General features: G+C 58.3%; 20 protein-coding genes. 15 read left to right on the top strand and 5 right to left on the bottom strand.

Annotation, left to right across the window (positions count from 1 at the left end; translation table 11 throughout):
- Positions 1-135: 135 nt before the first annotated feature.
- Together MKZ87_RS04820 and MKZ87_RS04815 are read left to right on the top strand one after the other, a co-directional pair.
- Positions 136-576, top strand: coding sequence for a GlcG/HbpS family heme-binding protein (locus MKZ87_RS04820; RefSeq protein ID WP_266200350.1), 441 nt, complete (start codon positions 136-138; stop codon positions 574-576).
- A 210-nt stretch (positions 577-786) separates the two neighbouring features.
- Positions 787-1,251: an REP-associated tyrosine transposase gene (locus tag MKZ87_RS04815; RefSeq protein WP_266200349.1), complete on the top strand. Its 465-nt coding sequence runs from the start codon at positions 787-789 to the stop codon at positions 1,249-1,251.
- Positions 1,252-1,358: 107 nt separating this feature from the next.
- Here the strand turns inward: MKZ87_RS04815 and MKZ87_RS04810 are convergent, their stop codons facing one another.
- Complete coding sequence (locus MKZ87_RS04810; RefSeq protein ID WP_085699390.1) at positions 1,359-1,964, bottom strand: TetR/AcrR family transcriptional regulator; 606 nt, start codon at positions 1,962-1,964, stop codon at positions 1,359-1,361.
- A gap of 134 nt (positions 1,965-2,098) precedes the next feature.
- Here MKZ87_RS04810 and MKZ87_RS04805 point away from each other — a divergent pair, with 134 nt between their 5' ends.
- Entirely contained in the window at positions 2,099-3,013 is a 915-nt protein-coding gene (locus MKZ87_RS04805; RefSeq protein ID WP_085699388.1) for a DUF808 domain-containing protein, read from the top strand.
- Between the two features lie 65 nt (positions 3,014-3,078).
- Here MKZ87_RS04805 and MKZ87_RS04800 read toward each other — a convergent pair whose 3' ends face one another.
- Together MKZ87_RS04800 and MKZ87_RS04795 are read right to left on the bottom strand one after the other, a co-directional pair.
- Positions 3,079-3,867 carry a VacJ family lipoprotein gene (locus tag MKZ87_RS04800; RefSeq protein ID WP_085699386.1) on the bottom strand — a complete coding sequence of 263 codons (789 nt, stop codon included), beginning with the start codon at positions 3,865-3,867 and terminating at the stop codon, positions 3,079-3,081.
- On the bottom strand, positions 3,860-5,158 hold the full coding sequence (locus MKZ87_RS04795) for a serine protein kinase PrkA (RefSeq protein WP_007959293.1): 1,299 nt from the start codon (positions 5,156-5,158) through the stop codon (positions 3,860-3,862). Before MKZ87_RS04795 ends, MKZ87_RS04800 begins: the two co-directional genes overlap by 8 nt.
- A 223-nt stretch (positions 5,159-5,381) precedes the next feature.
- Here MKZ87_RS04795 and MKZ87_RS04790 point away from each other — a divergent pair, with 223 nt between their 5' ends.
- Together MKZ87_RS04790 and MKZ87_RS04785 are read left to right on the top strand one after the other, a co-directional pair.
- Positions 5,382-5,750, top strand: coding sequence for a hypothetical protein (locus MKZ87_RS04790; RefSeq protein ID WP_227234875.1), 369 nt, complete (start codon positions 5,382-5,384; stop codon positions 5,748-5,750).
- Positions 5,751-5,851: 101 nt separating this feature from the next.
- Positions 5,852-8,563 carry an RHS repeat-associated core domain-containing protein gene (locus tag MKZ87_RS04785; protein WP_266200348.1) on the top strand — a complete coding sequence of 904 codons (2,712 nt, stop codon included), beginning with the start codon at positions 5,852-5,854 and terminating at the stop codon, positions 8,561-8,563.
- Between the two features lie 100 nt (positions 8,564-8,663).
- Here MKZ87_RS04785 and MKZ87_RS04780 read toward each other — a convergent pair whose 3' ends face one another.
- The gene (locus tag MKZ87_RS04780; protein WP_085703365.1) at positions 8,664-10,259 is read right to left on the bottom strand and encodes a beta (1-6) glucans synthase; all 1,596 of its coding nucleotides are present in this window, start codon (positions 10,257-10,259) and stop codon (positions 8,664-8,666) included.
- Between MKZ87_RS04780 and MKZ87_RS04775 the strand changes: the two genes are divergently transcribed.
- The 4 genes from MKZ87_RS04775 (at position 10,216) to MKZ87_RS04760 (ending at position 13,595) form a co-directional block, all read left to right on the top strand.
- Complete coding sequence (locus MKZ87_RS04775; protein WP_085699591.1) at positions 10,216-10,449, top strand: hypothetical protein; 234 nt, start codon at positions 10,216-10,218, stop codon at positions 10,447-10,449. The genes MKZ87_RS04780 and MKZ87_RS04775 overlap by 44 nt on opposite strands.
- Positions 10,450-10,546: 97 nt before the next feature.
- Entirely contained in the window at positions 10,547-11,398 is an 852-nt protein-coding gene (locus MKZ87_RS04770) for a glycine betaine ABC transporter substrate-binding protein (RefSeq protein ID WP_234204724.1), read from the top strand.
- Positions 11,399-11,628: 230 nt separating this feature from the next.
- Positions 11,629-11,940 carry a DUF485 domain-containing protein gene (locus tag MKZ87_RS04765; RefSeq protein WP_085682951.1) on the top strand — a complete coding sequence of 104 codons (312 nt, stop codon included), beginning with the start codon at positions 11,629-11,631 and terminating at the stop codon, positions 11,938-11,940.
- Positions 11,937-13,595 (top strand): cation acetate symporter, encoded by a 1,659-nt coding sequence (locus MKZ87_RS04760; protein WP_085699376.1) that lies wholly within the window; start codon positions 11,937-11,939, stop codon positions 13,593-13,595. Before MKZ87_RS04765 ends, MKZ87_RS04760 begins: the two co-directional genes overlap by 4 nt.
- Positions 13,596-13,866: 271 nt before the next feature.
- On the opposite strand, the gene gltA is transcribed toward MKZ87_RS04760, so the two are convergent.
- Entirely contained in the window at positions 13,867-15,156 is a 1,290-nt protein-coding gene (gltA, locus tag MKZ87_RS04755; RefSeq protein ID WP_007959044.1) for a citrate synthase, read from the bottom strand.
- Positions 15,157-15,520: 364 nt separating this feature from the next.
- Between gltA and sdhC the strand changes: the two genes are divergently transcribed.
- The 6 genes from sdhC (at position 15,521) to odhB (ending at position 23,103) form a co-directional block, all read left to right on the top strand.
- Positions 15,521-15,895: a succinate dehydrogenase, cytochrome b556 subunit gene (gene sdhC, locus MKZ87_RS04750; protein WP_011333113.1), complete on the top strand. Its 375-nt coding sequence runs from the start codon at positions 15,521-15,523 to the stop codon at positions 15,893-15,895.
- Positions 15,889-16,257 (top strand): succinate dehydrogenase, hydrophobic membrane anchor protein, encoded by a 369-nt coding sequence (gene sdhD / locus MKZ87_RS04745; RefSeq protein WP_007977503.1) that lies wholly within the window; start codon positions 15,889-15,891, stop codon positions 16,255-16,257. Before sdhC ends, sdhD begins: the two co-directional genes overlap by 7 nt.
- Positions 16,258-16,260: 3 nt before the next feature.
- The gene (gene sdhA, locus MKZ87_RS04740; RefSeq protein WP_085682949.1) at positions 16,261-18,033 is read left to right on the top strand and encodes a succinate dehydrogenase flavoprotein subunit; all 1,773 of its coding nucleotides are present in this window, start codon (positions 16,261-16,263) and stop codon (positions 18,031-18,033) included.
- Between the two features lie 11 nt (positions 18,034-18,044).
- Positions 18,045-18,749, top strand: coding sequence for a succinate dehydrogenase iron-sulfur subunit (locus MKZ87_RS04735; RefSeq protein ID WP_065260469.1), 705 nt, complete (start codon positions 18,045-18,047; stop codon positions 18,747-18,749).
- Between the two features lie 253 nt (positions 18,750-19,002).
- The gene (locus MKZ87_RS04730; protein ID WP_085699374.1) at positions 19,003-21,834 is read left to right on the top strand and encodes a 2-oxoglutarate dehydrogenase E1 component; all 2,832 of its coding nucleotides are present in this window, start codon (positions 19,003-19,005) and stop codon (positions 21,832-21,834) included.
- A gap of 42 nt (positions 21,835-21,876) precedes the next feature.
- Entirely contained in the window at positions 21,877-23,103 is a 1,227-nt protein-coding gene (gene odhB, locus MKZ87_RS04725) for a 2-oxoglutarate dehydrogenase complex dihydrolipoyllysine-residue succinyltransferase (protein WP_085699372.1), read from the top strand.
- Positions 23,104-23,129: the final 26 nt, after the last annotated feature.

Here is a 23,129-nt window from a genome sequence, read left to right as displayed (position 1 = left end):
AGGCGCTTTTCGGCGATTATTGTATACAAAAAAATAATTCATTGTGTTCTATTTGTTGCATCGGGCTGCGGCACAAACGCGCAGCACAAACACGCAGCCCAACGACTTTCCCAATAACAAAATGAGGACGGCACCATGAGCGCTTTAACCTTGAAAGTCGCAGTCAAGCTGGTCAACGAAGCCATCAGTGCAGGGCGGGCCATTTGCGCTGCACCGCTGACCATCGCGGTACTGGATACCGGCGGCCATCTGGTCACCCTGCAACGCGAAGACGGCGCCAGCCTGCTGCGCCCGAACATCGCCATCGGCAAAGCCTGGGGCGCCATCGCCCTGGGCAAGGGCTCACGCCTGCTGGCGCTGGACGCGCAACAACGCCCGGCGTTCATCGCCGCGCTCAACAGCATGGGGCAGGGCAGTGTCGTGCCGGCACCGGGCGGTGTGCTGATTCGGGATCAGGCGGGGAACGTGCTGGGTGCGATCGGCATCAGCGGCGATCTGTCGGACATCGATGAGCAGGTCGCGATCAAGGCCGTAGAGGCCCTGGAGCTGCGGGCGGATGCGGGGGTGGCTGCGTGATTTGCGGCGTTTGAACTGACGCCATCGCTGACTGGCTCGCTCCCCATTGATTCGAAGTGTCGGACACAAAATGTCTAACACTGCGAGCCCACTGTGGGAGCGAGCTTGCTCGCGAAGGCGATTCAACAGACACATCCTGCCAAAGTCATCCGCAGTCTAATTCTGTTCGCGGATCTAACCTTTCAAATCTTCTATTGAAAGGGCAACGGAATGCCGAAATCATCAGCCTCACATCGACTGCGCTTGGGGCGTTATGACGAACCCAATCGCATTTATCTGCTGACTGCCAATACGTTGAGACGTGCTCCTTTTTTCAGGGACTACATGTTGGGTAGATTGGTCGCAGATCAGTTTCAAAGTGCTCAGGAGCAAGGCTTGGTTGATTCATTGGCCTGGGTGGACATGCCTGATCACTTGCACTGGTTGATCAATCTGAAGCAGGGATCGCTCCGTGAGCTGATGCAGAAAACCAAATCCTTGAGTGCGCGGGCTGTGAATCTAAGCGCCGGGAGAAGCGGAAGTATTTGGCAGCCGGGGTTTCATGATCATGCGCTGCGTCGGGACGAGGACTTGGTGAAAATGGCCCGGTATGTGGTGGCCAACCCATTGCGGGCCGGTTTGGTGAAAAAGCTGGCTCAGTACCCGTTGTGGGATGCGGTCTGGGCCTGTCGGTAAGACTGAGTCGCCCCGTTCGCGAGCAAGCTCGCTCCCACAGAAGATTTGTGAACGCCACAGATCCAGTGTGGGAGCGAGCTTGCTCGCGAAGGGGGCACCGCAGTCTTTCAGTCCGGCTCGCAGCCTTTGAGCACCAACCGGATGATGGTTTGCGCCGCGGCCTCATAGTCCGCTTCATCCAGCTTTTCCTTGCCGGTCACGGCGGAGATCTGCCAGTCGAAGTCGGCGTAGGTCTGGGTCGCGGCCCAGATGCTGAACATCAGGTGGTTGGGGTCGATCGGGGCGATCTGGCCGCGCTCGATCCAGGTCTGGATGCAGTCGATGTTGTGCTTGGCCTGGCCGTTGAGCTGCTCGACCAGGTCGGCGCTCAGGTGCGGGGCGCCGTGCATGATTTCGCTGGCGAACACCTTGGAGGCGAAGGGCAGGTCGCGGGAGATGCGGATCTTCGAGCGGATGTAGCCGCTCAGTACTTCGCTCGGTACACCGTCCGGGTTGAACGGGGTCGAGGCCTGCAGGATCGGCACGATGATACTTTCCAGTACCTCGCGGTAGAGGTTTTCCTTGGACTTGAAGTAGTAATAGACGTTGGGCTTGGGCAGTCCTGCCTTGGCGGCGATGTCGCTGGTTTTGGTCGCAGCGAAGCCCTTGTCGGCAAACTCTTCACTGGCTGCACGCAGGATCAGTTCTTTGTTGCGCTCGCGGATTGTGCTCATAAACCCGGTGGTTCCTTGCCTGTTCTGGCGGTTGCGCATGGTAGCACCGGCCTCGCGCGGCGCTCAACAATGCCCCGTGTGGCCTGCAGTCGCGGTATGCTGCGCGGCATTATTCACATAAGGAAACAAGATTCATGGCAGGAAGCAGTTTGCTGGTGCTGATCGACGACATCGCCACCGTTCTGGACGACGTTGCGTTGATGACCAAAATGGCTGCCAAGAAAACCGCCGGCGTGCTCGGCGACGACTTGGCGCTCAACGCCCAGCAGGTCTCCGGCGTACGCGCGGAGCGGGAAATCCCGGTGGTCTGGGCGGTGGCCAAGGGCTCATTCGTCAACAAGCTGATCCTGGTGCCGTCGGCGCTGGCGATCAGCGCGTTCGTGCCGTGGCTGGTGACGCCGCTGTTGATGGTCGGTGGCGCCTACCTGTGTTTCGAAGGTTTCGAAAAACTCGCGCACACGTTTCTGCACAGCAAGGCTGAAGACGAGGCCGAGCACGCCCAGTTGGTTGAAGCCGTGGCTGATCCGGCAACCGATCTGGTGGCCTACGAGAAAGACAAGATCAAGGGCGCGATCCGCACCGACTTCATCCTCTCGGCGGAAATCATCGCCATCACCCTCGGTACCGTGGCCGATGCTTCGCTGACCCAGCAAGTGATCGTGATGTCGGGCATCGCCATCGTCATGACCGTGGGTGTTTACGGTCTGGTGGCCGGTATCGTCAAGCTCGATGACCTCGGCCTGTGGCTGACGCAGAAGCCCGGCGCTGCGGCGAAGCGTATCGGTAACGCTATCCTGCGTGCCGCGCCTTACATGATGAAAGGCCTGTCGGTGATCGGCACCGCAGCGATGTTCCTGGTCGGTGGCGGCATCCTGACCCACGGCGTACCGGTGGTGCATCACTGGATCGAAAGCGTCGGCGCAGCGGCCGGTGGCGCCGGGTTTGTGGTGCCGATGCTGTTGAACGGCGTGGCGGGGATCATCGCGGGTGCGGTGGTGCTGGCGGGCGTGTCCGTGATCGGCAAAGTCTGGAAAGCCCTGAAGGGTTGAATCCCGAGGCAAACAAAAAGGCCATTCGACTCGCATCGAATGGCCTTTTTTTGTAGCTGGCGTTTTTACTCGGCGATCTGCAACTTGCGCGACTCGGTATAGACGTAGCGCACCTTCTCGTACTCGAACGGTGAGTTCAGCTGACCGTAGCGGAAGCTGGTCTGGTAACGCTTGTCGACCGCGCGCAATGCCCAGACTTCCGGATGGTTGGAGCTGACTTCCGAAACATTGAGAAAGTTGATCGCGGACTCGGCTGAGAAATCCACCGCAAGGCCGGCGGTATCGCGCAGGTTCGACGGGCCGAGAATCGGCAGCACGAAATAGGCGCCGCCCGGTACGCCGTAGAAGCCCAGGGTCTGACCGAAGTCTTCGTTCTGGCGCGGCAGGCCCATGGCGGTGGCCGGGTCCCAGAGCCCGGCGATGCCGATGGTGGTGTTGAGCAGCAGGCGCGCGGTGGTTTCCATCGAGCGTTTGCCCTTGAACTGCAACAGGCTGTTGACCAGATTCGGCACGTCGCCAAGGTTGTTGAAGAAGTTGCTCACGCCGGTGCGCACGAAGCTCGGGGTGATGTAGCGATAACCATCGACCACCGGCAGGAACACCCATTGGTCGAAGCGGTAGTTGAAGTGGTAGACGCGCCGGTTCCACTCTTCCAGCGGGTCGTAGACGTTCAGCGCGCTGAGTGTCGAGCGCTCGAACTCGCGCTGATCCAGCCCCGGGTTGAACTTGAGTTTGGACAGCGGCTCCTTGAAACCGTCGCTGTCGATGACCACCGGTGCATTGGCTTTGCTGTTGTCGGCCTGGGCCATACCTGCACTGAGGAGCGCTGCAATCAGCAGGAGATATTTAGCCACGGAAGAACTCCAGCATGGCGTCGCTGTTGACGCGATAGTTAAGGTTGCCGCAATGGCCGCCCAGTGGGTAAACGGTCAGGCGATCACCGAAGGTCCGACGCAGGAAACCGAGATCGCCCGGGCCGAGGATCACGTCGTCGGCGTTGTGCATGACGGCGATTTTCGGGCTGTCGTGCAGGTAATCCTTCAATGCGTACAGGCTCACCTGATCGATCAGTTGCAGCAGGCTGCCGCCGTCGGTGCGGGCGCGCCACATCGGGATCACCTGTTCGGTGAGGTAGCAGTCGAAGTCACATTGCAGCGCACGCTTGAGGAACGGCGTGAGGCTGGTGCCTTCGGTGATCGGGAATTTCGGCGGGGTGATCAGGCCACGGCGGTTGATCAGGTCCGAAGTGAACGCGATGTCCGCCGCCGAGAAGCGGAACGAGGTGCCGATCAGCATCGCCATCTGCTCGTTGCTCAGATGCTGCTTGGACTGCTGGAAGTCGTAGAGCAACGCATCGTTGAGGTCGATGTAGCCTTTTTGCTGGAAGTAGCGGGTCAGTTTGCTCAGCACCAGTTCATAGAAGGTGGTGCTGTTATTGATGCCCTTGACCTCGGTCTGCACCAGCTTGTCGAGGTTGGTGATCGAGGTATAGAGGTTGACCGGTGGATTGAGCAGCAGGACTTTCTTGAAGTTGAAGCTGCGACGGGTTTCATCCAGATGGGCAACGAACGCTGCGTCCAGTGCGCCGAGGCTGTAGCCGCTGAGGTAATAGTCGGTGACCGGCAGTTTCGGGTTCTGCGCCCGCACGGCCTGCATCACCCGATACATGTCTTCGGCGTCTTCCTTGGTCACGCCGGGGGTGGCGAAACGCGAGGCGGCGCTCATGAAGTCGAAGCTGGTCGGCGACGACAGCTGCACGACGTGGTAGCCGGCCTTGTAATAAAGCTTCTTCAGGTATTCGTTGAGCGTGCTGTCGTAGCGCGCGCCAGTGCCGGCGATCAGAAAGATCAGCGGCGCGGCCTTGTCCTGGGTGGCGATGCGGTAAGTCAGTTTTTTCACCGGCCAGAAATTGTCCGGCAGGATGAATTCGCGCTCGGGGCGCAGGGTGACGCTGCGATCGGTCTGATCGATGTCGTCGTCCAGTGGCAGTTCAGGGCGCAAGTCCGGCGGCGTGGTGGCGATGGTCGCCTCGAACGGATTGGTCAGGGGATAGCCATAGCTGGCGGCGTCGATATCCACCGCCAGCGCGGACGCACTCAGAATAAGGCCGCCAAACAGGGCGGCGAAGCGCAAGGAACGGAGCATGACTGGATCCCTTAGAGGAAGGTGCCGAATGAAGTTCGCAGGCTATGACCACCGGGTTTGCGCCAAAGTGCCATGCCACGGCATCTATCTGACGGAATTCGGAGTAATAGTAGCCGGACGATACACTTTGCAAGGAATGAATGACCAGTTAAGAGTTGTTAGTCCTTGCGTATGCGCGGCGGCGGATTAAGCTGGCCGCCGATTTCATCGATTGGAGTGTTCCATGTCCCGCCGCTTGCCTGTGATTCTGCTGCTCGTTCTGTTGCCGTTGTGGCTGGCCGCCAGTTATGGCGCGCGTTATGGCTTCATGGAGGACGCGCAGTGGGTGGGCATCTGCGTGGATGAGGCGAGCCGTTGGGAATGCTCGGTGCGCTCGAACCTGGGCCTGATCATTCATTTCCAGATGCTGGGCTGGGCGGCGGTCACGGCCGCGGTGATCGGTTTTGTCGTGCCGGGACGGGCAGGGCGGTGGCTGGCGGTGCTGGCGCTGATGTTCGGGTTGCCGGCGCTGGCGCTGTACAACACGACGCTGGCGGTGTTTGCGGTGGTGATTGCCGGGTTGCGGTTGGTAAGAAAGTCGATGATGCGCTAAGCAGGTTTGCATGACCTGTTATTTCTGACAGTTGACGATGTCTGCGGCACCGAACATATTCAAGCCGTCGTAGAGGGTTGATCCTGTCGGGAGATTCCGCGATGCATTCACATACGCCTGTGATGACCGTGACGGATCCACGAGGTTTGGTGGTGCGTGATGTCGCCTATTACAGGGCTGCTGTCGGGAACCTCATTGAACGACGGGTCACCCATCAGGCCTACGATGCTTCCAGGCGTGCAACCAAGCGCTATGACCCTCGTCTGTTCCTGCTTCTCGATATGGAGCCCGATATCCCCGCAAGCCTGCGAACGGTATTCAACCTCGCGGGGGAAGAACTGCTGACCGATAACGTCGACATCGGCTGTCGCGTGCAATTGTCAGGGCCTGCTGGCCAGAACGTCGATAGCTGGGACAGCAGGTCAACGCATTTTCATACGGTTTACGATGAGCTTATTCGTCCTGTAAAGGAAACCGTGCGTGTGCCCGGCCAGGCTGAACGGACCTGTACGTATTTTTCGTATGGTGGCAGCGGAATGTCGTTTGCCGAGCGCAATCAATGCGGGCAACTCATTCGGCAAGATGATAATGCCGGAACAAAATTTCATCGCTCGTATTCACTCAAAGGCGAGTTACTCGAAAGTACTCAACACTTTCTAGAGATCGTGGCACCACCGGATTGGCCTTCTTCAGAGATTGATCGCGATCTACTCCATGAGTCAGGCACTGGTGCAACGACCCGCTCTTGTTACAGCGCGACGTCTCAACTGCTTAGCGAAATCGATGCCAAGAGCAATGCCCGCATCTTCAATTATCAAGTGGATGGGCAGGCTCTCGGAATAAAAGTGAAAGTAGGAAAGGACGGGACGTCAACTGATGTGGTCACCGAGATTCGGTACAACGCTTTCAATAAAGTCGAGCAGCAAACTCTGGCCAATGGGCTGGTCTGTTCTGCCTCTTATTCTCCGGTCGATGGAAGACTGTATGAGCTGAGATCACGGATCCCGGGCCATTCGCCTCTGCAGCACCTTGTTTACCGATACGACCCGGTGGGTAACGTGGTCGCTATCGAAAACCGCGCGTTGCGCGTTCGCTACTTCGGTAATCAGAAGATTGATCCTGTCAGGACGTTCCGTTACGACACAAATTACCAACTCATCGGTGCTACTGGATGGCAGGTGATTGGAGGGAGTGCAGGCCCGAGCCTGCCTGCGTTTCAGTCCCCGGCGGATCCGGGGCAGTTGGAAAACTACACCGAGTCGTTTGATTACGATTGCAGCGGAAATCTGATCAAGCAAGTTATCAGCGCAGCGATTGGAAGTCGCACTCAGCAGATGGTTGTCTCGAAGTACAGTAATCGTGCACTGGTGCAAAAAGAAAATGGAGATTTACCAACGGAAGCTGAAATTGCACAGGGGCACGATTTGGCTGGCAACAAGCTTATTCTGCTACCGGGGCAGCAACTGGAATGGGATGAGCGCAATCGATTGTGCAGAGTAGGGACGGTAGTGCGCCCTGATTTGCCAAACGATGATGAGGCATACGTTTACGATCATGGCGGGCAGAGACTGCGGAAAATTCGCACGACTCTGCGCGGTCGTTTGGCAATTCCCCAGGAGGTTCGTTATCTGGGAGCGCTGGAAGTGCGAACCAGCAGTTCAAGCCTGCTGCAAGTCATCAACGTGCAGGCAGAACTGTGCGATGTCCGTGTGCTCAACCGAAAAGATCCGCGGTCAGGTAAAGCCACTGTCACTATCCGGTTTGCAGTGACTGATCAGATTGGCTCTTGCTGCCTGGAACTTGATGAGACCGGCGCGCTTATCAGTGAAGAAGTTTTTTCTGCCTTTGGCCGCACAGTCTGGTGGGCGGGCAGCGACCAGATTAAAGCCAGTGACAAGACCCGGCGTTTTTCGGGCAAGGAACGGGACTTGACAGGACTGTATTACTACGGAGTGAGATATTACGTGCCTTGGTGGCACCAATGGCTCAGCCCGGATCCTGGCGGTGTGGTGGATGGTTTGAATTTGTACCGTATGGTTGGTAATAACCCGGTTACTTTTTTTGATGACGCAGGGTTTGCCGGTACTGATATCAATGTAAGTAGCCAGGGCAATTATGAGAGTCTGGTTGCCAGCTTTTCAGCGGGCGATATTCTGTTCGGGCTGCGAGAACCTCGTGATGCTGCGCTGAAAGCCCTGGAAAAGGTCGGGTTCAAGGAATTTTCAAGAGTGCCTTTGTGGAGAGGCGGGTTAACGAGGGTGCTTTGGGAGAAAAAACGCAATGTCCTGAAGCAGAATGACCTGACCGATGCTGCGTTTGGCCCGACGGTTACGGCGGGTATTTACAGAACGAACGAGCAGATCAAGTCAGAGCTGGTCGATGTGGATCGTGGTATTGGTTACAAAGAGTTTGCAATGACCAATCGGTATTTTCAAAAGGATGAAAAAGGCACCGGCAACTTCTTTGAAATAAACGTTCCGATGTGGCGTCGCTCAAGTAAAGCAGGTTTGGAGTACCAGATTTTCGGGCGAAATAAAAAAGTCCTCTTTGCGATCGATAACTTGATGGAGACGCTGGATGACATTGTTGCAAAAACGGCAGGAGCAGGAACCAGTGTGACGGCCTCTGAAATAAGATATGTGTATCGGCGAAAAGACACGCCTGAAGTCAAAAACAATGTGAAATTTTTTGTGGCTGACAGAGAAGTGCCGCAGGCAGAGTTCTTTGCATTGCCGGCCTGGAAGAATTATCAACCCAAGAAAACGTTCAAAAGCGTTGCTGTACCGCGTCGAGCAGCGCAAAACATGCATTAGTCGCGGGCTTTCAGGTTAGCGGGATAAGTTGGTGCATGAGGGGGGGAGCGCAAATCCTGTTCTCCAGGCTGGAGACAGGATTTGCGTGCAGTCCTGAATATCAGTTCTTGCGAACCCGCAAGCAGCGCCAAAGCGCAGCCACCATCAACACGCTGACCAGCGCCCAGCCCCACGCCTGCTGATTCTGCAAACCTTCGCGGAACAGTTGCGGCGCAATGCCGGCGCCGATGATGAAGGTCAGCAGGGCGATCTCCCGACGGGCCACATTTACCGGGCGGCACAGGTAAACCAGCGTCGGCAGGATGAATGCCACACTCGGAAAGCTTCGGTAGCGCGGATCGAACACCAGCTCCAGCATCATCACCGCAGCGGCGAATCCGGCCGCTGCGACCAGCCAGCCGGCCCGTCGCTCAAAAGCGTTGAACGCCCGCTCACGCCAGCCGCTGCGGGCGCTCAAGGTCAGCGCGGCATGGGCCAGCACCAACAGATTCAGAGCCGTCAGTAACCCGACCCACAGCCATTCGCTGGCAAACCGCGTGGTCACTCGCGCCAGATCACCCCAGGCGCCAATCGAACAGGCGGCGAGGGCGCCGAGCAACGGCAGGATCAGCGCCGAGCGCGTCGTGCGAACCCGGCCACCCAGCAGCAATGTTCCGAGGAAAATCAGCCCGCCGACCGCCAGCCACTGCGACCAGTACGGCACGTTCGACACCGGCCCGGCCAGCACGCCTTTGTCCTGGCGATCAGCATCGAACAGTCCCCAATAACCGCCGACCGCACCCTCGCTGCCGCGCTTCCACGGCTGGTCGAACGCTTCTATCAGGTTGTACCGCCAGCCTTCCTGTTCGGCGAGGGTGACAAAACCACGTATGAACCTGGCTTCGTTGACCCGGCTCGGCAGTGCGGTCTCACGCTGGCGGCCTTCACTCGGCCAGCCGGTTTCGCCGATCATCACGTCCTTGGGTGCGAACTTGTTGCCGAATACCTGACGCACTTGCGCTACATGATGCAGCGCGACGTCAATGTTCGACGGATCGTCTTCCCAGTACGGCAGCAAGTGAATGGTCAGAAAATCCACCGCCGGCGCGACTTCCGGGTGTTTGAGCCAGAACTCCCAGACATCCGCGTAGGTGACTGGTTGCTTGATGCGGCTCTTGACCTTGTTGATCAGCTTCGCCAGTTGCGCGCCGGTCACTTCCTTGCGCAGCAGGGCTTCGTTGCCGACGATCACGGCGCTGACCACGTCCGGGTTGGCATTGGCCGAGGCAATCAGTAGGTCGACTTCCTTCTCGGTGTCCACCGGGTTGCTGTTGACCCACGCGCCGATCATCAACTTCAGGCCATGCTTGCGCGCCAGATCCGGCAGCGCTTCGAGGCCGGTCATCGAGTAGGTGCGAATGCATTCGAAGCGGGTGGCGAGCAGGGCGAGGTCGGCGTCCATGCGCTCCGGGCGCAGTTTGAACGGGACGTCGAACGGCGACTGGTCCTTGTCGAACGGGGTGTAGGAGGCGCATTGCAGCTTGTGGGTCGGGGTGGTGACGTCCGGCAGGATCACCGGTTTGCCGAGTCCGTACCAGAAGCCGCACAGGGCAAACAGCCCGAGCAGGCAGGCGAGCAGATAAGGAAGAAAGGGGAAGCGGGAGGTCGCGGACATGGTCAGGCCGAGTGGCTGCAAAGCGACGCATGTTACCTGCATTTATGAGCAGGTTGGTGGCCCGCACGATTTTGACATGCAAAGTTCGGGCGGATTGTCTGGCGCCAAATATCCGAATGCAGTTAATGGCTTTCTGATGTCGTTTCTCGTTGCCTTGAGGTCGCTGACAGAGCAGGTCTTATCGGGCGTCGGGTTGATGATCGGAGCCATCAGTACTCCGCTGATGTTCTAACGAGTTTGCGGTCGGGCGTGATGGGGGCGCTGTGCACCATAACAATACGTTGACGATGCCCGGCATCCGTCGGGCGCAGCATTTCGGGGAAGTAACGATGAAGATGCGACGACTTTTAGGCGCAGGTGCCGCTCTGGTGCTTGCGATGGGCTCCACTTTCGCCAGCGCTGAAAAACAGACCCTGAACATCGGTTACGTTGACGGTTGGTCCGACAGCGTCGCGACCACCCACGTGGCGGCCGAAGTAATCAAGCAGAAGCTCGGCTACGACGTGAAACTGCAAGCCGTCGCCACCGGCATCATGTGGCAGGGTGTCGCCACCGGCAAACTCGACGCCATGCTCTCGGCCTGGCTGCCAGTGACCCACGGCGAATACTGGACCAAGAACAAGGATCAGGTCGTCGATTACGGCCCGAACTTCAAGGATGCGAAAATCGGTCTGATCGTGCCGGAGTACGTCAAGGCCAAGACCATCGAAGATCTGAAAACCGACGATTCCTTCAAGAAACGCATCGTCGGCATCGACGCCGGTTCAGGCGTGATGCTCAAGACTGATCAGGCGATCAAGGATTACGACCTGACCGGCTATCAACTCAAGGCCAGTTCCGGCGCCGGCATGATTGCCGAGCTGACCCGCGCCGAGAAGAAAAACGAATCCATCGCCGTCACCGGCTGGGTGCCGCACTGGATGTTCGCCAAGTGGAAACTGCGCTTCCTCGACGACCCGAAAGGTGTGTATGGCGCGGCTGAAACCGTGAACAGCATCGGCAGCAAGGAGCTGGCGACCAAGGCGCCGGAAGTGGCCAAGTTCCTGAAAAACTTCCAATGGGCTTCGAAAGACGAAATCGGCGAAGTCATGCTGGCGATTCAGGACGGTGCAAAACCTGACGTAGCGGCCAAGGACTGGGTGGCCAAGCACCCTGAGCGTGTTGCCGACTGGACCAAGTGATTTAAGCCGAAGCGTCTAATCTGCGCTTCCCAGGGCCGTCCGACATATCAGTCGGGCGGCCTTTTTTGTTGGTCCTCTATTAATAGGCAGCGTTGGCCGTTTTCGGCTGGTCTGGAAATTGGCAAAAACGTCATGGCGCTCTACTACTAAGGTCGTCTGGAACCCGGCTCGCAGCCGCATACAGTGGATATGTTCCAAAAATAAAAATCTGTGCTGCGAGGATAAAAACAATGAACGACAGCATTTACCTCTCGATTCAGAACAGCCCGCGCTTCAAGGAGCTGGTCAAGAAAAGAGAAAGGTTCGCCTGGATACTCTCGGCGATCATGCTCGGGCTCTACTCCGGCTTCATCCTTCTGATCGCGTACGGGCCGCAAGTGCTCGGCACGAAAATCAGTGCCGAATCATCCATCACCTGGGGCATCCCGATCGGTGTCGGACTGATTGTCTCGGCCTTCATCCTGACCGGCATTTACGTGCGCCGCGCCAATGGCGAGTTCGACGACCTGAACAACGCGATTCTCAAGGAGGCTCAGCAATGATCCGGCGTCTACTGGCTCTTTTGAGCATCGCAGCGTTCGCTCCGGCCGTCTGGGCCGCTGACGCCCTGACCGGCGAAGTCCACAAGCAACCGCTCAACGTTTCCGCGATCGTCATGTTCGTGGCGTTCGTTGGTGCGACCCTGTGCATCACTTACTGGGCGTCCAAACGCAACAACTCGGCAGCCGACTACTATGCGGCGGGCGGCAAGATCACCGGTTTCCAGAACGGTCTGGCAATTGCCGGTGACTACATGTCGGCGGCGTCCTTCCTGGGTATTTCCGCGCTGGTGTTCACCTCCGGCTACGACGGCCTGATCTACTCGATCGGCTTCCTCGTGGGCTGGCCGATCATTCTGTTCCTGATCGCCGAGCGTCTGCGCAACCTGGGTAAATACACCTTTGCCGACGTGGCGTCCTACCGCCTCGGGCAGACCCAGATCCGCACCCTGTCTGCCTGCGGTTCGCTGGTGGTGGTGGCGTTCTACCTGATCGCGCAAATGGTCGGTGCCGGCAAGCTGATCCAGCTGCTGTTCGGTCTCGACTACCACGTTGCGGTGATTCTGGTCGGTATCCTGATGTGCCTGTACGTGCTGTTCGGCGGCATGCTGGCAACCACCTGGGTGCAGATCATCAAGGCTGTGCTGTTGCTGTCCGGTGCCTCGTTCATGGCGCTGATGGTGATGAAGCATGTCAACTTCGATTTCAACACGCTGTTCTCCGAAGCCATCAAGGTTCACGCCAAGGGCGAAGCGATCATGAGCCCGGGCGGTCTGGTAAAAGACCCGATCTCGGCATTCTCCCTGGGTCTGGCACTGATGTTCGGTACCGCCGGCCTGCCGCACATCCTGATGCGCTTCTTCACCGTAAGCGACGCGAAAGAAGCTCGTAAAAGCGTGCTGTACGCGACCGGTTTCATTGGCTACTTCTACATCCTGACCTTCATCATTGGCTTCGGCGCGATCCTTCTGGTCAGCACCAACCCGGCCTTTAAAGATGCGGCGGGCGCTCTGCTCGGCGGCAACAACATGGCGGCAGTGCACCTGGCGAACGCCGTGGGCGGCAGCGTGTTCCTCGGCTTCATCTCGGCGGTGGCGTTCGCGACCATCCTGGCGGTGGTGGCCGGCCTGACTTTGGCCGGTGCTTCGGCGGTGTCTCACGACCTGTACGCCAGCGTGATCAAGAAGGGCAAGGCCAACGAGAAGGATGAGATTCGCGTTTCGAAGATCACCACCATCGCGCTGGGCGTTCTGGCCATCGGCCTGGGCATCCTGTTCGAAAGCCAGAACATCGCGTTCATGGTCGGTCTGGCGTTCTCCATCGCGGCAAGCTGCAACTTCCCGGTGCTGCTGCTTTCGATGTACTGGAAGAAGCTGACCACTCGTGGCGCCATGATTGGTGGCTGGCTGGGGCTGGTGAGCGCGGTGGGGCTGATGATTCTTGGCCCGACCATCTGGGTGCAGATCCTGCATCACGAGAAGGCGATTTTCCCTTACGAGTATCCGGCGCTGTTTTCGATGATCATTGCGTTCATCGGGATCTGGTTCTTCTCGATCACCGACAAGTCGGCTGAGGCCGAGAACGAGCGGGCGCTGTTCTTCCCGCAGTTTGTGCGTTCGCAGACCGGGTTGGGGGCGAGTGGGGCGGTATCGCACTGAGGATCTTGTGTAGGTTGAGTTGAATGAAAATGCCCTGGTCGAGAGATTGGGGCATTTTTTTGTGGGCGGTTATCGGACTTTCTTTGGGGTGGGATATCCGTTGCTGCGGTAATGGGCACCAGCGGTGGCACCCGAAGAAAAGGTTATGTACCCAATCAACAATAAACCAGTCGGCCCAAAGGCCACTGAAATGCCCCAAACAAAAAAACGGCCCCCATTCTGATGGAGGCCGTTCCCGGTACAGCGCTAAGACGCTATCGCTAGACAGCTCTTATTTGCGGTCTTCCAGCTTGGTGATGTCCCGCGACTCGTAGCCAGTGTAAAGCTGGCGCGGACGGCCAATCTTGTACGGGCTGGAGAGCATTTCCTTCCAGTGCGAGATCCAGCCGACAGTACGTGCCAGGGCGAAAATCACGGTGAACATGCTGGTCGGAATGCCGATCGCCTTGAGGATGATCCCCGAGTAGAAGTCGACGTTCGGATACAGCGAGCGCTCGATGAAGTACGGGTCGGTCAGCGCGATCTCTTCCAGGCGCATGGCCAGTTCGAGTTGCGGATCGTTCTGGATGCCCAGTTCCTTCAGCACTTCGTCGCAGGTCTGCTTCATTACAGTCGCGCGAGGGTCGCGGTTCTTGTAGACGCGGTGACCGAAGCCCATCAGCTTGAACGGATCGTTCTTGTCCTTGGCCTTGGCGATGAACTTGTCGATGTTCGAAACATCGCCGATTTCATCGAGCATGGTCAGCACGGCTTCGTTCGCACCGCCGTGGGCAGGGCCCCACAGTGCGGCGATACCGGCGGCAATACAGGCGAACGGGTTGGCACCCGAGGAGCCCGCCAGACGCACGGTGGAGGTCGATGCGTTCTGCTCGTGGTCGGCGTGGAGGATGAAGATCCGGTCCATGGCCTTGGCGAGTACCGGGCTGATCGGTTTGATCTCGCACGGGGTGTTGAACATCATGTGCAGGAAGTTTTCCGCGTACGACAGGTCGTTGCGCGGGTACATCATGGGTTGACCCATGGAGTACTTGTAAACCATCGCGGCCAGGGTCGGCATCTTGGCAACCAGGCGGATCGCGGAGATTTCGCGATGCTGCGGGTTATTGATGTCGAGGGAGTCGTGGTAAAAGGCCGAGAGGGCGCCGACTACACCACACATGACGGCCATCGGGTGGGCGTCACGGCGGAAGCCGTTGAAGAAGGTTTTCAGCTGCTCGTGAACCATGGTGTGGTTCTTTACGGTGCCGACGAACTGGGCCTTTTGCTCTGCAGTTGGCAGTTCGCCGTTCAGCAGCAGGTAGCAGGTTTCCAGGTAGTCCGACTTTTCAGCCAGCTGTTCGATCGGGTAGCCGCGGTGCAGCAGGATGCCGTTGTCGCCGTCGATATAGGTAATCTTCGATTCGCAGGAAGCGGTCGACATGAAACCGGGGTCGAAAGTGAAGCGGCCCGTGGCCGTCAGGCCCCGAACATCGATAACATCGGGACCAACGGTGCCGGTTAAAATGGGCAGCTCGACGGGGGCTGCGCCCTCGATGATCAACTGCGCTTTTTTGTCAGCCATGTGGCCTCCTATTTATGCTTGAAATCATCAGACAGACCCCCCACGCAGGGCCCGCACCACTATAGTGAGATAAATTCGAATGTCAATTTGCCTAAAGTCTTGCTCCAGAAGGCTTTAACCGTACTTTTTCCTCGAAATTGCCTGCCATTTACGCCTTTTATACGACTTGTGCAATCCGCTATTGGGGGTAGGCGATTGCGTTGTCATTAGTAGCCTAACTGTCTATACTCGGCGACCGACCGCCAAGGGCTTTTGGGCTCGCTTTCATTGGGGGTCGCATCCCTGGGTGGTGGTTACCTGACCAGTGCACTCCCCAACAACTTTGCCCTGATTGTTAGGGGCTCTTCAGTGTGAAAAAAAAGCCGTGAAAAGCCAACGACCTGTAAACCTAGACCTAAGGACCATCAAACTCCCCATCACCGGCGTTACGTCGTTTCTTCACCGTGTTTCCGGCATCATCCTCTTCCTGGGCCTCGGCATCATGCTTTATGCATTGGGCAAATCCCTGGGTTCCGAGGAAGGTTATGTCGAGGTGAAGGCATGCTTGACCAGCCCGCTGGCCAAGTTCGTAGCATGGGGCCTCCTGTCCGCTCTTCTGTATCACCTGGTTGCCGGTGTGCGCCACTTGATCATGGACATGGGCATCGGTGAGACGCTGGAAGGCGGCCGCCTGGGCTCGAAACTGATCATCGCCGTTTCCGTGGTGCTGATCGTTCTGGCAGGAGTTTGGATATGGTAACCAGCGTTACAAACCTTTCGCGTTCGGGCCTCTATGACTGGATGGCACAACGTGTGTCTGCGGTCGTTCTCGCGGCTTATTTCATTTTCCTGATCGGCTACCTCGCCGCGAACCCGGGCATTGGCTACGACCAATGGCACGGCCTGTTCGCCCACAACGGAATGCGTATCTTCAGTCTGCTGGCACTGGTTGCCCTGGGCGCTCACGCCTGGGTCGGCATGTGGACCATCGCGACCGACTACCTGACGCCAATGGCGCTGGGCAAGTCCGCGACTGCAGTACGTTTCCTTTTCCAGGCAGTATGCGGCGTCGCGATGTTCGCTTACTTCGTCTGGGGTGTGCAGATTCTCTGGGGTATCTGATTCATGGCTAACATTCCAACGATTTCTTTCGACGCCATCATTATTGGTGGCGGCGGTGCCGGCATGCGCGCTGCGCTGCAACTGGCACAGGGTGGTCACAAGACTGCCGTGATCACCAAGGTTTTCCCGACCCGCTCGCACACTGTGTCCGCACAGGGCGGCATCACCTGCGCCATCGCATCGGCCGACCCGAACGATGACTGGCGCTGGCACATGTACGATACCGTCAAGGGTTCCGACTACATCGGTGACCAGGACGCTATCGAATACATGTGTCAGGAAGGCCCGGCTGCCGTTTTCGAGCTGGACCACATGGGTCTGCCGTTCTCGCGTACCGAAACCGGCCGTATCTACCAGCGTCCATTCGGCGGTCAGTCGAAGGATTACGGCAAAGGCGGGCAGGCTGCCCGTACCTGCGCCGCTTCCGACCGTACCGGTCACGCGCTGCTGCACACTCTTTATCAGGGCAACCTGAAAGCCGGTACCACGTTCCTGAACGAGTACTACGCAGTCGACCTGGTGAAAAACCAGGAAGGCGAATTCGTCGGTGTGATCGCAATCTGCATCGAAACCGGCGAAACCACCTACATCCGCGCCAAAGCCACCGTACTGGCTACCGGCGGTGCAGGTCGTATCTATGCCTCCACCACCAACGCCCTGATCAACACCGGTGACGGCGTCGGCATGGCTCTGCGTGCCGGCGTGCCGGTACAAGACATCGAAATGTGGCAGTTCCACCCGACCGGCATCGCCGGCGCCGGTGTACTGGTTACCGAAGGTTGCCGTGGTGAAGGTGGTTACCTGATCAACAAGCACGGCGAGCGTTTCATGGAGCGTTATGCTCCGAACGCCAAAGACCTTGCCGGTCGTGACGTGGTTGCGCGTTCGATGGTTAAAGAAATCATCGCCGGCAATGGTTGCGGTCCGAATGGCGACCACGTAATGCTCAAACTCGACCACCTGGGCGAGGAAGTGCTGCACAGCCGTCTGCCAGGCATCTGCGAACTGTCGAAGACTTTCGCACACGTTGATCCGGTGGTTGCTCCGGTTCCGGTTGTTCCGACTTGCCACTACATGATGGGCGGCGTTGCCACCAACATTCACGGCCAGGCGATCACTCAGGACGCCGAAGGCGTGGATCAGATCATTCCTGGTCTGTTCGCAGTCGGTGAAGTGGCTTGCGTATCGGTTCACGGTGCCAACCGTCTGGGCGGCAACTCGCTGCTCGACCTGGTGGTATTCGGCCGCGCTGCCGGCCTGCACCTGGAGAAGGCGCTGACCGACGGCATCGAATATGACGACGCTACCGAAGCCGACATCGAAGCTGCCCTGGCGCGTCTGAACGCCCTGAACAACCGTACCGACGGCGAAGACGTCGCTACCCTGCGTCGCGAGCTGCAAAGCTGCATGCAGAACTACTTCGGTGTATTCCGTACCGGCGAATACATGCAGAAGGGTATTGCCCAGCTGGCAGATCTGCGCAAGCGCATTGCCAACGTGAAGATCAACGATAAGTCGCAGGCGTTCAACACTGCACGTATCGAAGCGCTGGAACTGCAAAACCTGCTGGAAGTGGCTGAAGCTACCGCCATCGCTGCCGAAGTACGTAAAGAGTCCCGTGGTGCTCACGCCCGTGAAGACTTCGAAGACCGTGACGACGAAAACTGGCTGTGCCACACCCTGTACTTCCCGGGTGAGAAACGTGTCGCCAAGCGTGCCGTGAACTTCTCGCCGAAGACTGTTCCGACTTTCGAACCTAAAGTCCGGACTTATTAAGGGTGACCGCCATGTTGAAAGTCAGTGTTTATCGTTACAACCCTGATCAGGACGCTGCGCCGTTCATGCAGGAATTCCAGGTCGATACCGGTGGTAAAGACCTGATGGTGCTGGACGTGCTGGCCCTCATCAAGGAACAGGACGAAGGTTTCTCCTATCGTCGCTCCTGCCGTGAAGGCGTCTGCGGCTCCGACGGCATGAACATCAACGGCAAGAACGGCCTGGCGTGCATCACGCCGCTGTCCGCTGTCGTGAAAGGTAACAAGCTGGTCATTCGTCCGCTGCCAGGTTTGCCGGTTATCCGTGACCTGGTTGTCGATATGAGCATCTTCTACAAGCAATACGAGAAGGTTAAGCCATTCCTGCAGAACGACACGCCGGCTCCGGCCATCGAGCGTCTGCAGTCCCCTGAAGAGCGTGAAAAGCTCGACGGTCTGTACGAGTGCATCCTGTGCGCTTGCTGCTCGACCTCTTGCCCGTCCTTCTGGTGGAACCCGGACAAGTTCCTGGGTCCGGCTGCCCTGCTGCAAGCGTACCGCTTCCTGGCAGACAGCCGTGACACCAAGACGTCCGAGCGTCTGGCGTCCCTCGATGACCCGTTCAGCGTCTTCCGCTGCCGGGGCATCATGAACTGCGTCAACGTATGTCCGAAAGGCCTGAACCCGACTAAGGCCATCGGTCACATCCGTAACATGTTGCTTTCGAGCGGCGTGTGATTCAGCTGCTGTAACCGCTGTACCCGAAGAAGGCTTAGGCGCGGGCTTCAACCCGCGCCATGGCTATAACCAGAGCAGCAGCCATAAGCTGCGGCTCTTATTTTGAAGAAATGAGACAAGCAGGGGCATCCGGGCTGGTACCCGGACTATCAGTGTGATCCTAAGTGGCTTGTTTTGGTCGCTGCATTCGGACTTCTGCAAGCTTGCTCGGTGTCGACACCGGTGGTGTTCCCCTAACCGAGGGTGACCAAGCATGCAAGAAAGCGTGATGCAGCGCATGTGGAACAGCGCCTACCTTTCCGGAGGTAACGCTGCCTATGTGGAAGAGCTTTATGAGCTCTACCTGCACGACCCTAACGCTGTGCCAGAAGAGTGGCGCAACTACTTCCAGAAGTTGCCTGCCGACGGCAACTCCTCCACCGATGTTTCGCACTCCACGATTCGCGATCATTTCGTGCTGCTGGCAAAGAACCAGCGCCGCGCCCAGCCGGTTTCCGCCGGTAGCGTGAGCACTGAGCACGAGAAGAAGCAAGTTGAAGTGCTGCGATTGATCCAGGCCTACCGTATGCGTGGCCACCAGGCAGCCCAGCTTGACCCGCTGGGACTGTGGCAGCGTCCTGCACCTGCAGACCTGTCGATCAATCACTACGGCTTGACCAATGCCGATCTTGATACGACCTTCCGTGCCGGCGACCTGTTCATCGGCAAAGAGGAAGCGAGCCTACGCGAAATTCACGAAGCGTTGCAGCAGACATATTGCCGCACCATCGGCGCTGAATTTACGCACATCACCGATTCCGAGCAGCGCCAGTGGTTCCAGCAGCGTCTGGAAAGCGTACGCGGCCGTCCGGAATACTCCGCCGACATCAAGAGCCACCTGCTCGAGCGTGTGACGGCCGGTGAAGGTCTGGAAAAATACCTGGGTACCAAATACCCGGGCACCAAGCGTTTCGGTCTGGAAGGCGGCGAAAGCCTGATTCCGATGCTCGACGAACTGATCCAGCGTTCCGGTTCCTACGGCACCAAGGAAGTCGTCATCGGCATGGCCCACCGTGGCCGTCTGAACGTACTGGTCAACACCTTCGGCAAGAACCCGCGCGAGCTGTTCGATGAGTTCGAAGGCAAGAAGAAGGTCGAGCTGGGTTCCGGTGACGTTAAATACCACCAGGGCTTCTCGTCCAACGTAATGACCACCGGCGGTGAAGTTCACCTGGCCATGGCGTTCAACCCGTCCCACCTGGAAATCGTTTCCCCGGTGGTCGAGGGTTCGGTTCGCGCCCGTCAGGATCGTCGCAACGACCCTACCGGTGAGAAGGTTCTGCCGATCTCCATCCACGGTGACGCGGCATTCGCCGGTCAGGGCGTGGTGATGGAAACCTTCCAGATGTCGCAGACCCGCGGTTTCAAGACCGGCGGTACCGTGCACATCGTGATCAACAACCAGGTTGGTTTCACCATCAGCAACCCGCTGGACTCGCGCTCCACCGAGTACGCGACCGACGTTGCGAAAATGATCCAGGCGCCGATCCTCCATGTGAATGGTGATGATCCGGAAGCCGTATTGTTCGTGACCCAGCTGGCCATCGACTACCGCATGCAGTTCAAGCGTGACGTGGTGATCGACCTGGTCTGCTACCGTCGTCGCGGCCACAACGAGGCCGACGAGCCAAGCGGCACCCAGCCTCTGATGTATCAGCAGATCACCAAGCAGCGCACCACCCGTGAGCTGTACGCTGATCGTCTGACCCAGGCCGGTGTATTGGATGCAGAGCGTGTTCAGGCGAAAGTCGACGAATACCGCAACGCGCTGGACAACGGTCTGCACGTGGTGAAGTCGCTGGTCAAGGAGCCGAACAAAGAGCTGTTCGTGGACTGGCGTCCGTATCTGGGCCACACCTGGACTGCGCGTCACGACACACGCTTCGATCTGAAGACCCTGCAGGAACTGTCTGCCAAGCTGCTGGAAATTCCGGAAGGCTTCGTGGTTCAGCGTCAGGTCGCGAAGATCTACGAAGACCGTCAGAAGATGCAAGCCGGCGGCCTGCCGATCAACTGGGGTTATGCCGAAACCATGGCGTACGCGACCCTGGCGTTCGAAGGGCACCCGATCCGCATGACCGGTCAGGACATCGGCCGCGGTACGTTCTCGCACCGTCACGCTGTGCTGCACAACCAGAAAGATGCCGGTACCTACGTGCCGTTGAAGCATCTGTTCGAAGGTCAGCCGCGTTTCGAACTGTACGACTCGTTCCTGTCGGAAGAAGCCGTACTGGCGTTCGAATACGGTTACTCGACCACCACGCCGAACGCGCTGGTGATCTGGGAAGCCCAGTTCGGCGACTTCGCCAACGGTGCGCAGGTCGTGATCGACCAGTTCATCACCAGCGGTGAACACAAGTGGGGCCGTCTCTGCGGTCTGACCATGTTGCTGCCACACGGTTATGAAGGTCAGGGCCCTGAGCACAGCTCGGCGCGTCTTGAGCGTTACCTGCAGTTGTGCGCCGAGCACAACATTCAGGTGTGCATGCCGACCACCCCGGCCCAGATCTACCACTTGCTGCGTCGTCAGGTGATTCGCCCGCTGCGCAAGCCATTGGTCGTTCTGACTCCAAAGTCGCTGCTGCGCCACAAACTGGCCATCTCGACCCTGGAAGATCTGGCCGAAGGTTCGTTCCAGACCGTTATCCCGGAAATCGATGCCCTGGACCCGAAAAAGGTCGAGCGCGTTGTTCTGTGCAGCGGCAAGGTCTACTACGACCTGCTGGAAAAACGTCGTGCCGAAGGCCGCGAAGATATCGCCATCGTGCGTATCGAGCAGCTGTATCCGTTCCCTGAGGACGACTTGAAAGAAGTCCTGGCTCCTTACACCAATGCCAAAGCGGCCGTGTGGTGTCAGGAAGAGCCGATGAACCAGGGCGCCTGGTACTGCAGTCAGCACCACCTGCGTCGCAGCATCAGCAACCTCAACAAATCTCTCGTACTCGAGTACGCGGGCCGTGAGGCTTCTGCTGCACCAGCATGTGGTTACGCATCGATGCACGCCGAGCAGCAGGAACAACTGCTGCAAGACGCGTTTACCGTTTAACGCCTTCGCGCACCTGAAACCGAATTTAAGGAACCACAGATAATGGCTATCGAGATCAAAGCCCCCACTTTCCCGGAATCGGTTGCCGATGGCACCGTTGCCACCTGGCACAAACAACCGGGCGACGCCGTCAAGCGTGACGAACTGATCGTCGACATCGAAACCGACAAAGTCGTACTGGAAGTGCTGGCTACCGCCGACGGCGTGCTGGGCGCAATCGTCAAGGGCGAGGGCGAAACCGTCCTGTCCGACGAAGTCCTGGGCTCCATCGTTGAAGGCGGCGCTGCTGCCGCCGCTCCGGCTGCCGCTGCTGCTCCGGCCGCTGCTGCCGCTACCGCTGCTCCGGCCGCCGATGGCGAAGACGACCCGATCGCTGCTCCTGCCGCACGCAAGCTGGCTGAAGAGAACGGCATCAACATCGCTTCCGTTGCCGGCACCGGCAAGGGCGGTCGCGTGACCAAGGAAGACGTGGTTGCAGCCGTTGCTGCCAAGAAAGCCGCTCCGGCTGCCGCGCCTGCCAAGGCTGCTGCTCCGGCCGCCGCCGCTCCTGTGTTCGCCGCTGGCGACCGCATCGAGAAGCGCGTTCCGATGACCCGCGTGCGTGCCACCGTTGCCAAGCGTCTGGTTGAAGCTCAATCGAACATGGCGATGCTGACCACTTTCAACGAAGTCGACATGACCGAAGTCATGGCCCTGCGTTCGAAGTACAAGGACCTGTTCGAGAAGTCCCACAACGGCGTACGCCTGGGCTTCATGTCGTTCTTCGTGAAGGCTGCCACCGAAGCGCTGAAGCGCTTCCCGGCGGTCAACGCCTCGATCGATGGCAACGACATCGTTTACCACGGTTATGCCGACATCGGCGTTGCTGTTTCCAGCGACCGTGGCCTGGTGGTTCCGGTTCTGCGTAACGCCGAACACATGAGCCTGGCTGAAATCGAAGGCGGCATCGCCACTTTCGGCAAGAAAGCCCGTGACGGCAAACTGTCGATGGACGAAATGACCGGCGGTACTTTCACCATCACCAACGGTGGTACCTTCGGTTCGATGATGTCGACCCCGATCGTCAACCCGCCGCAGGCAGCGATTCTGGGCATGCACAACATCATCCAGCGTCCGATGGCCATCAACGGTCAGGTCGTGATCCGTCCGATGATGTACCTGGCACTGTCCTACGATCACCGTCTGATCGATGGCAAAGAAGCTGTAACCTTCCTGGTGACCATCAAGAACCTGCTGGAAGATCCGGCTCGTCTGTTGCTGGATATCTGATAGAAGCAGTCGCGCGCTGCAAGCTT

Origin of the sequence: Pseudomonas sp. MCal1 (assembly GCF_026341415.1) — a bacterium.
Lineage (GTDB): Bacteria > Pseudomonadota > Gammaproteobacteria > Pseudomonadales > Pseudomonadaceae > Aquipseudomonas.
Note: the sequence above shows the minus strand (reverse complement) of the source record. Positions and strands in the feature narration are given on the sequence as shown.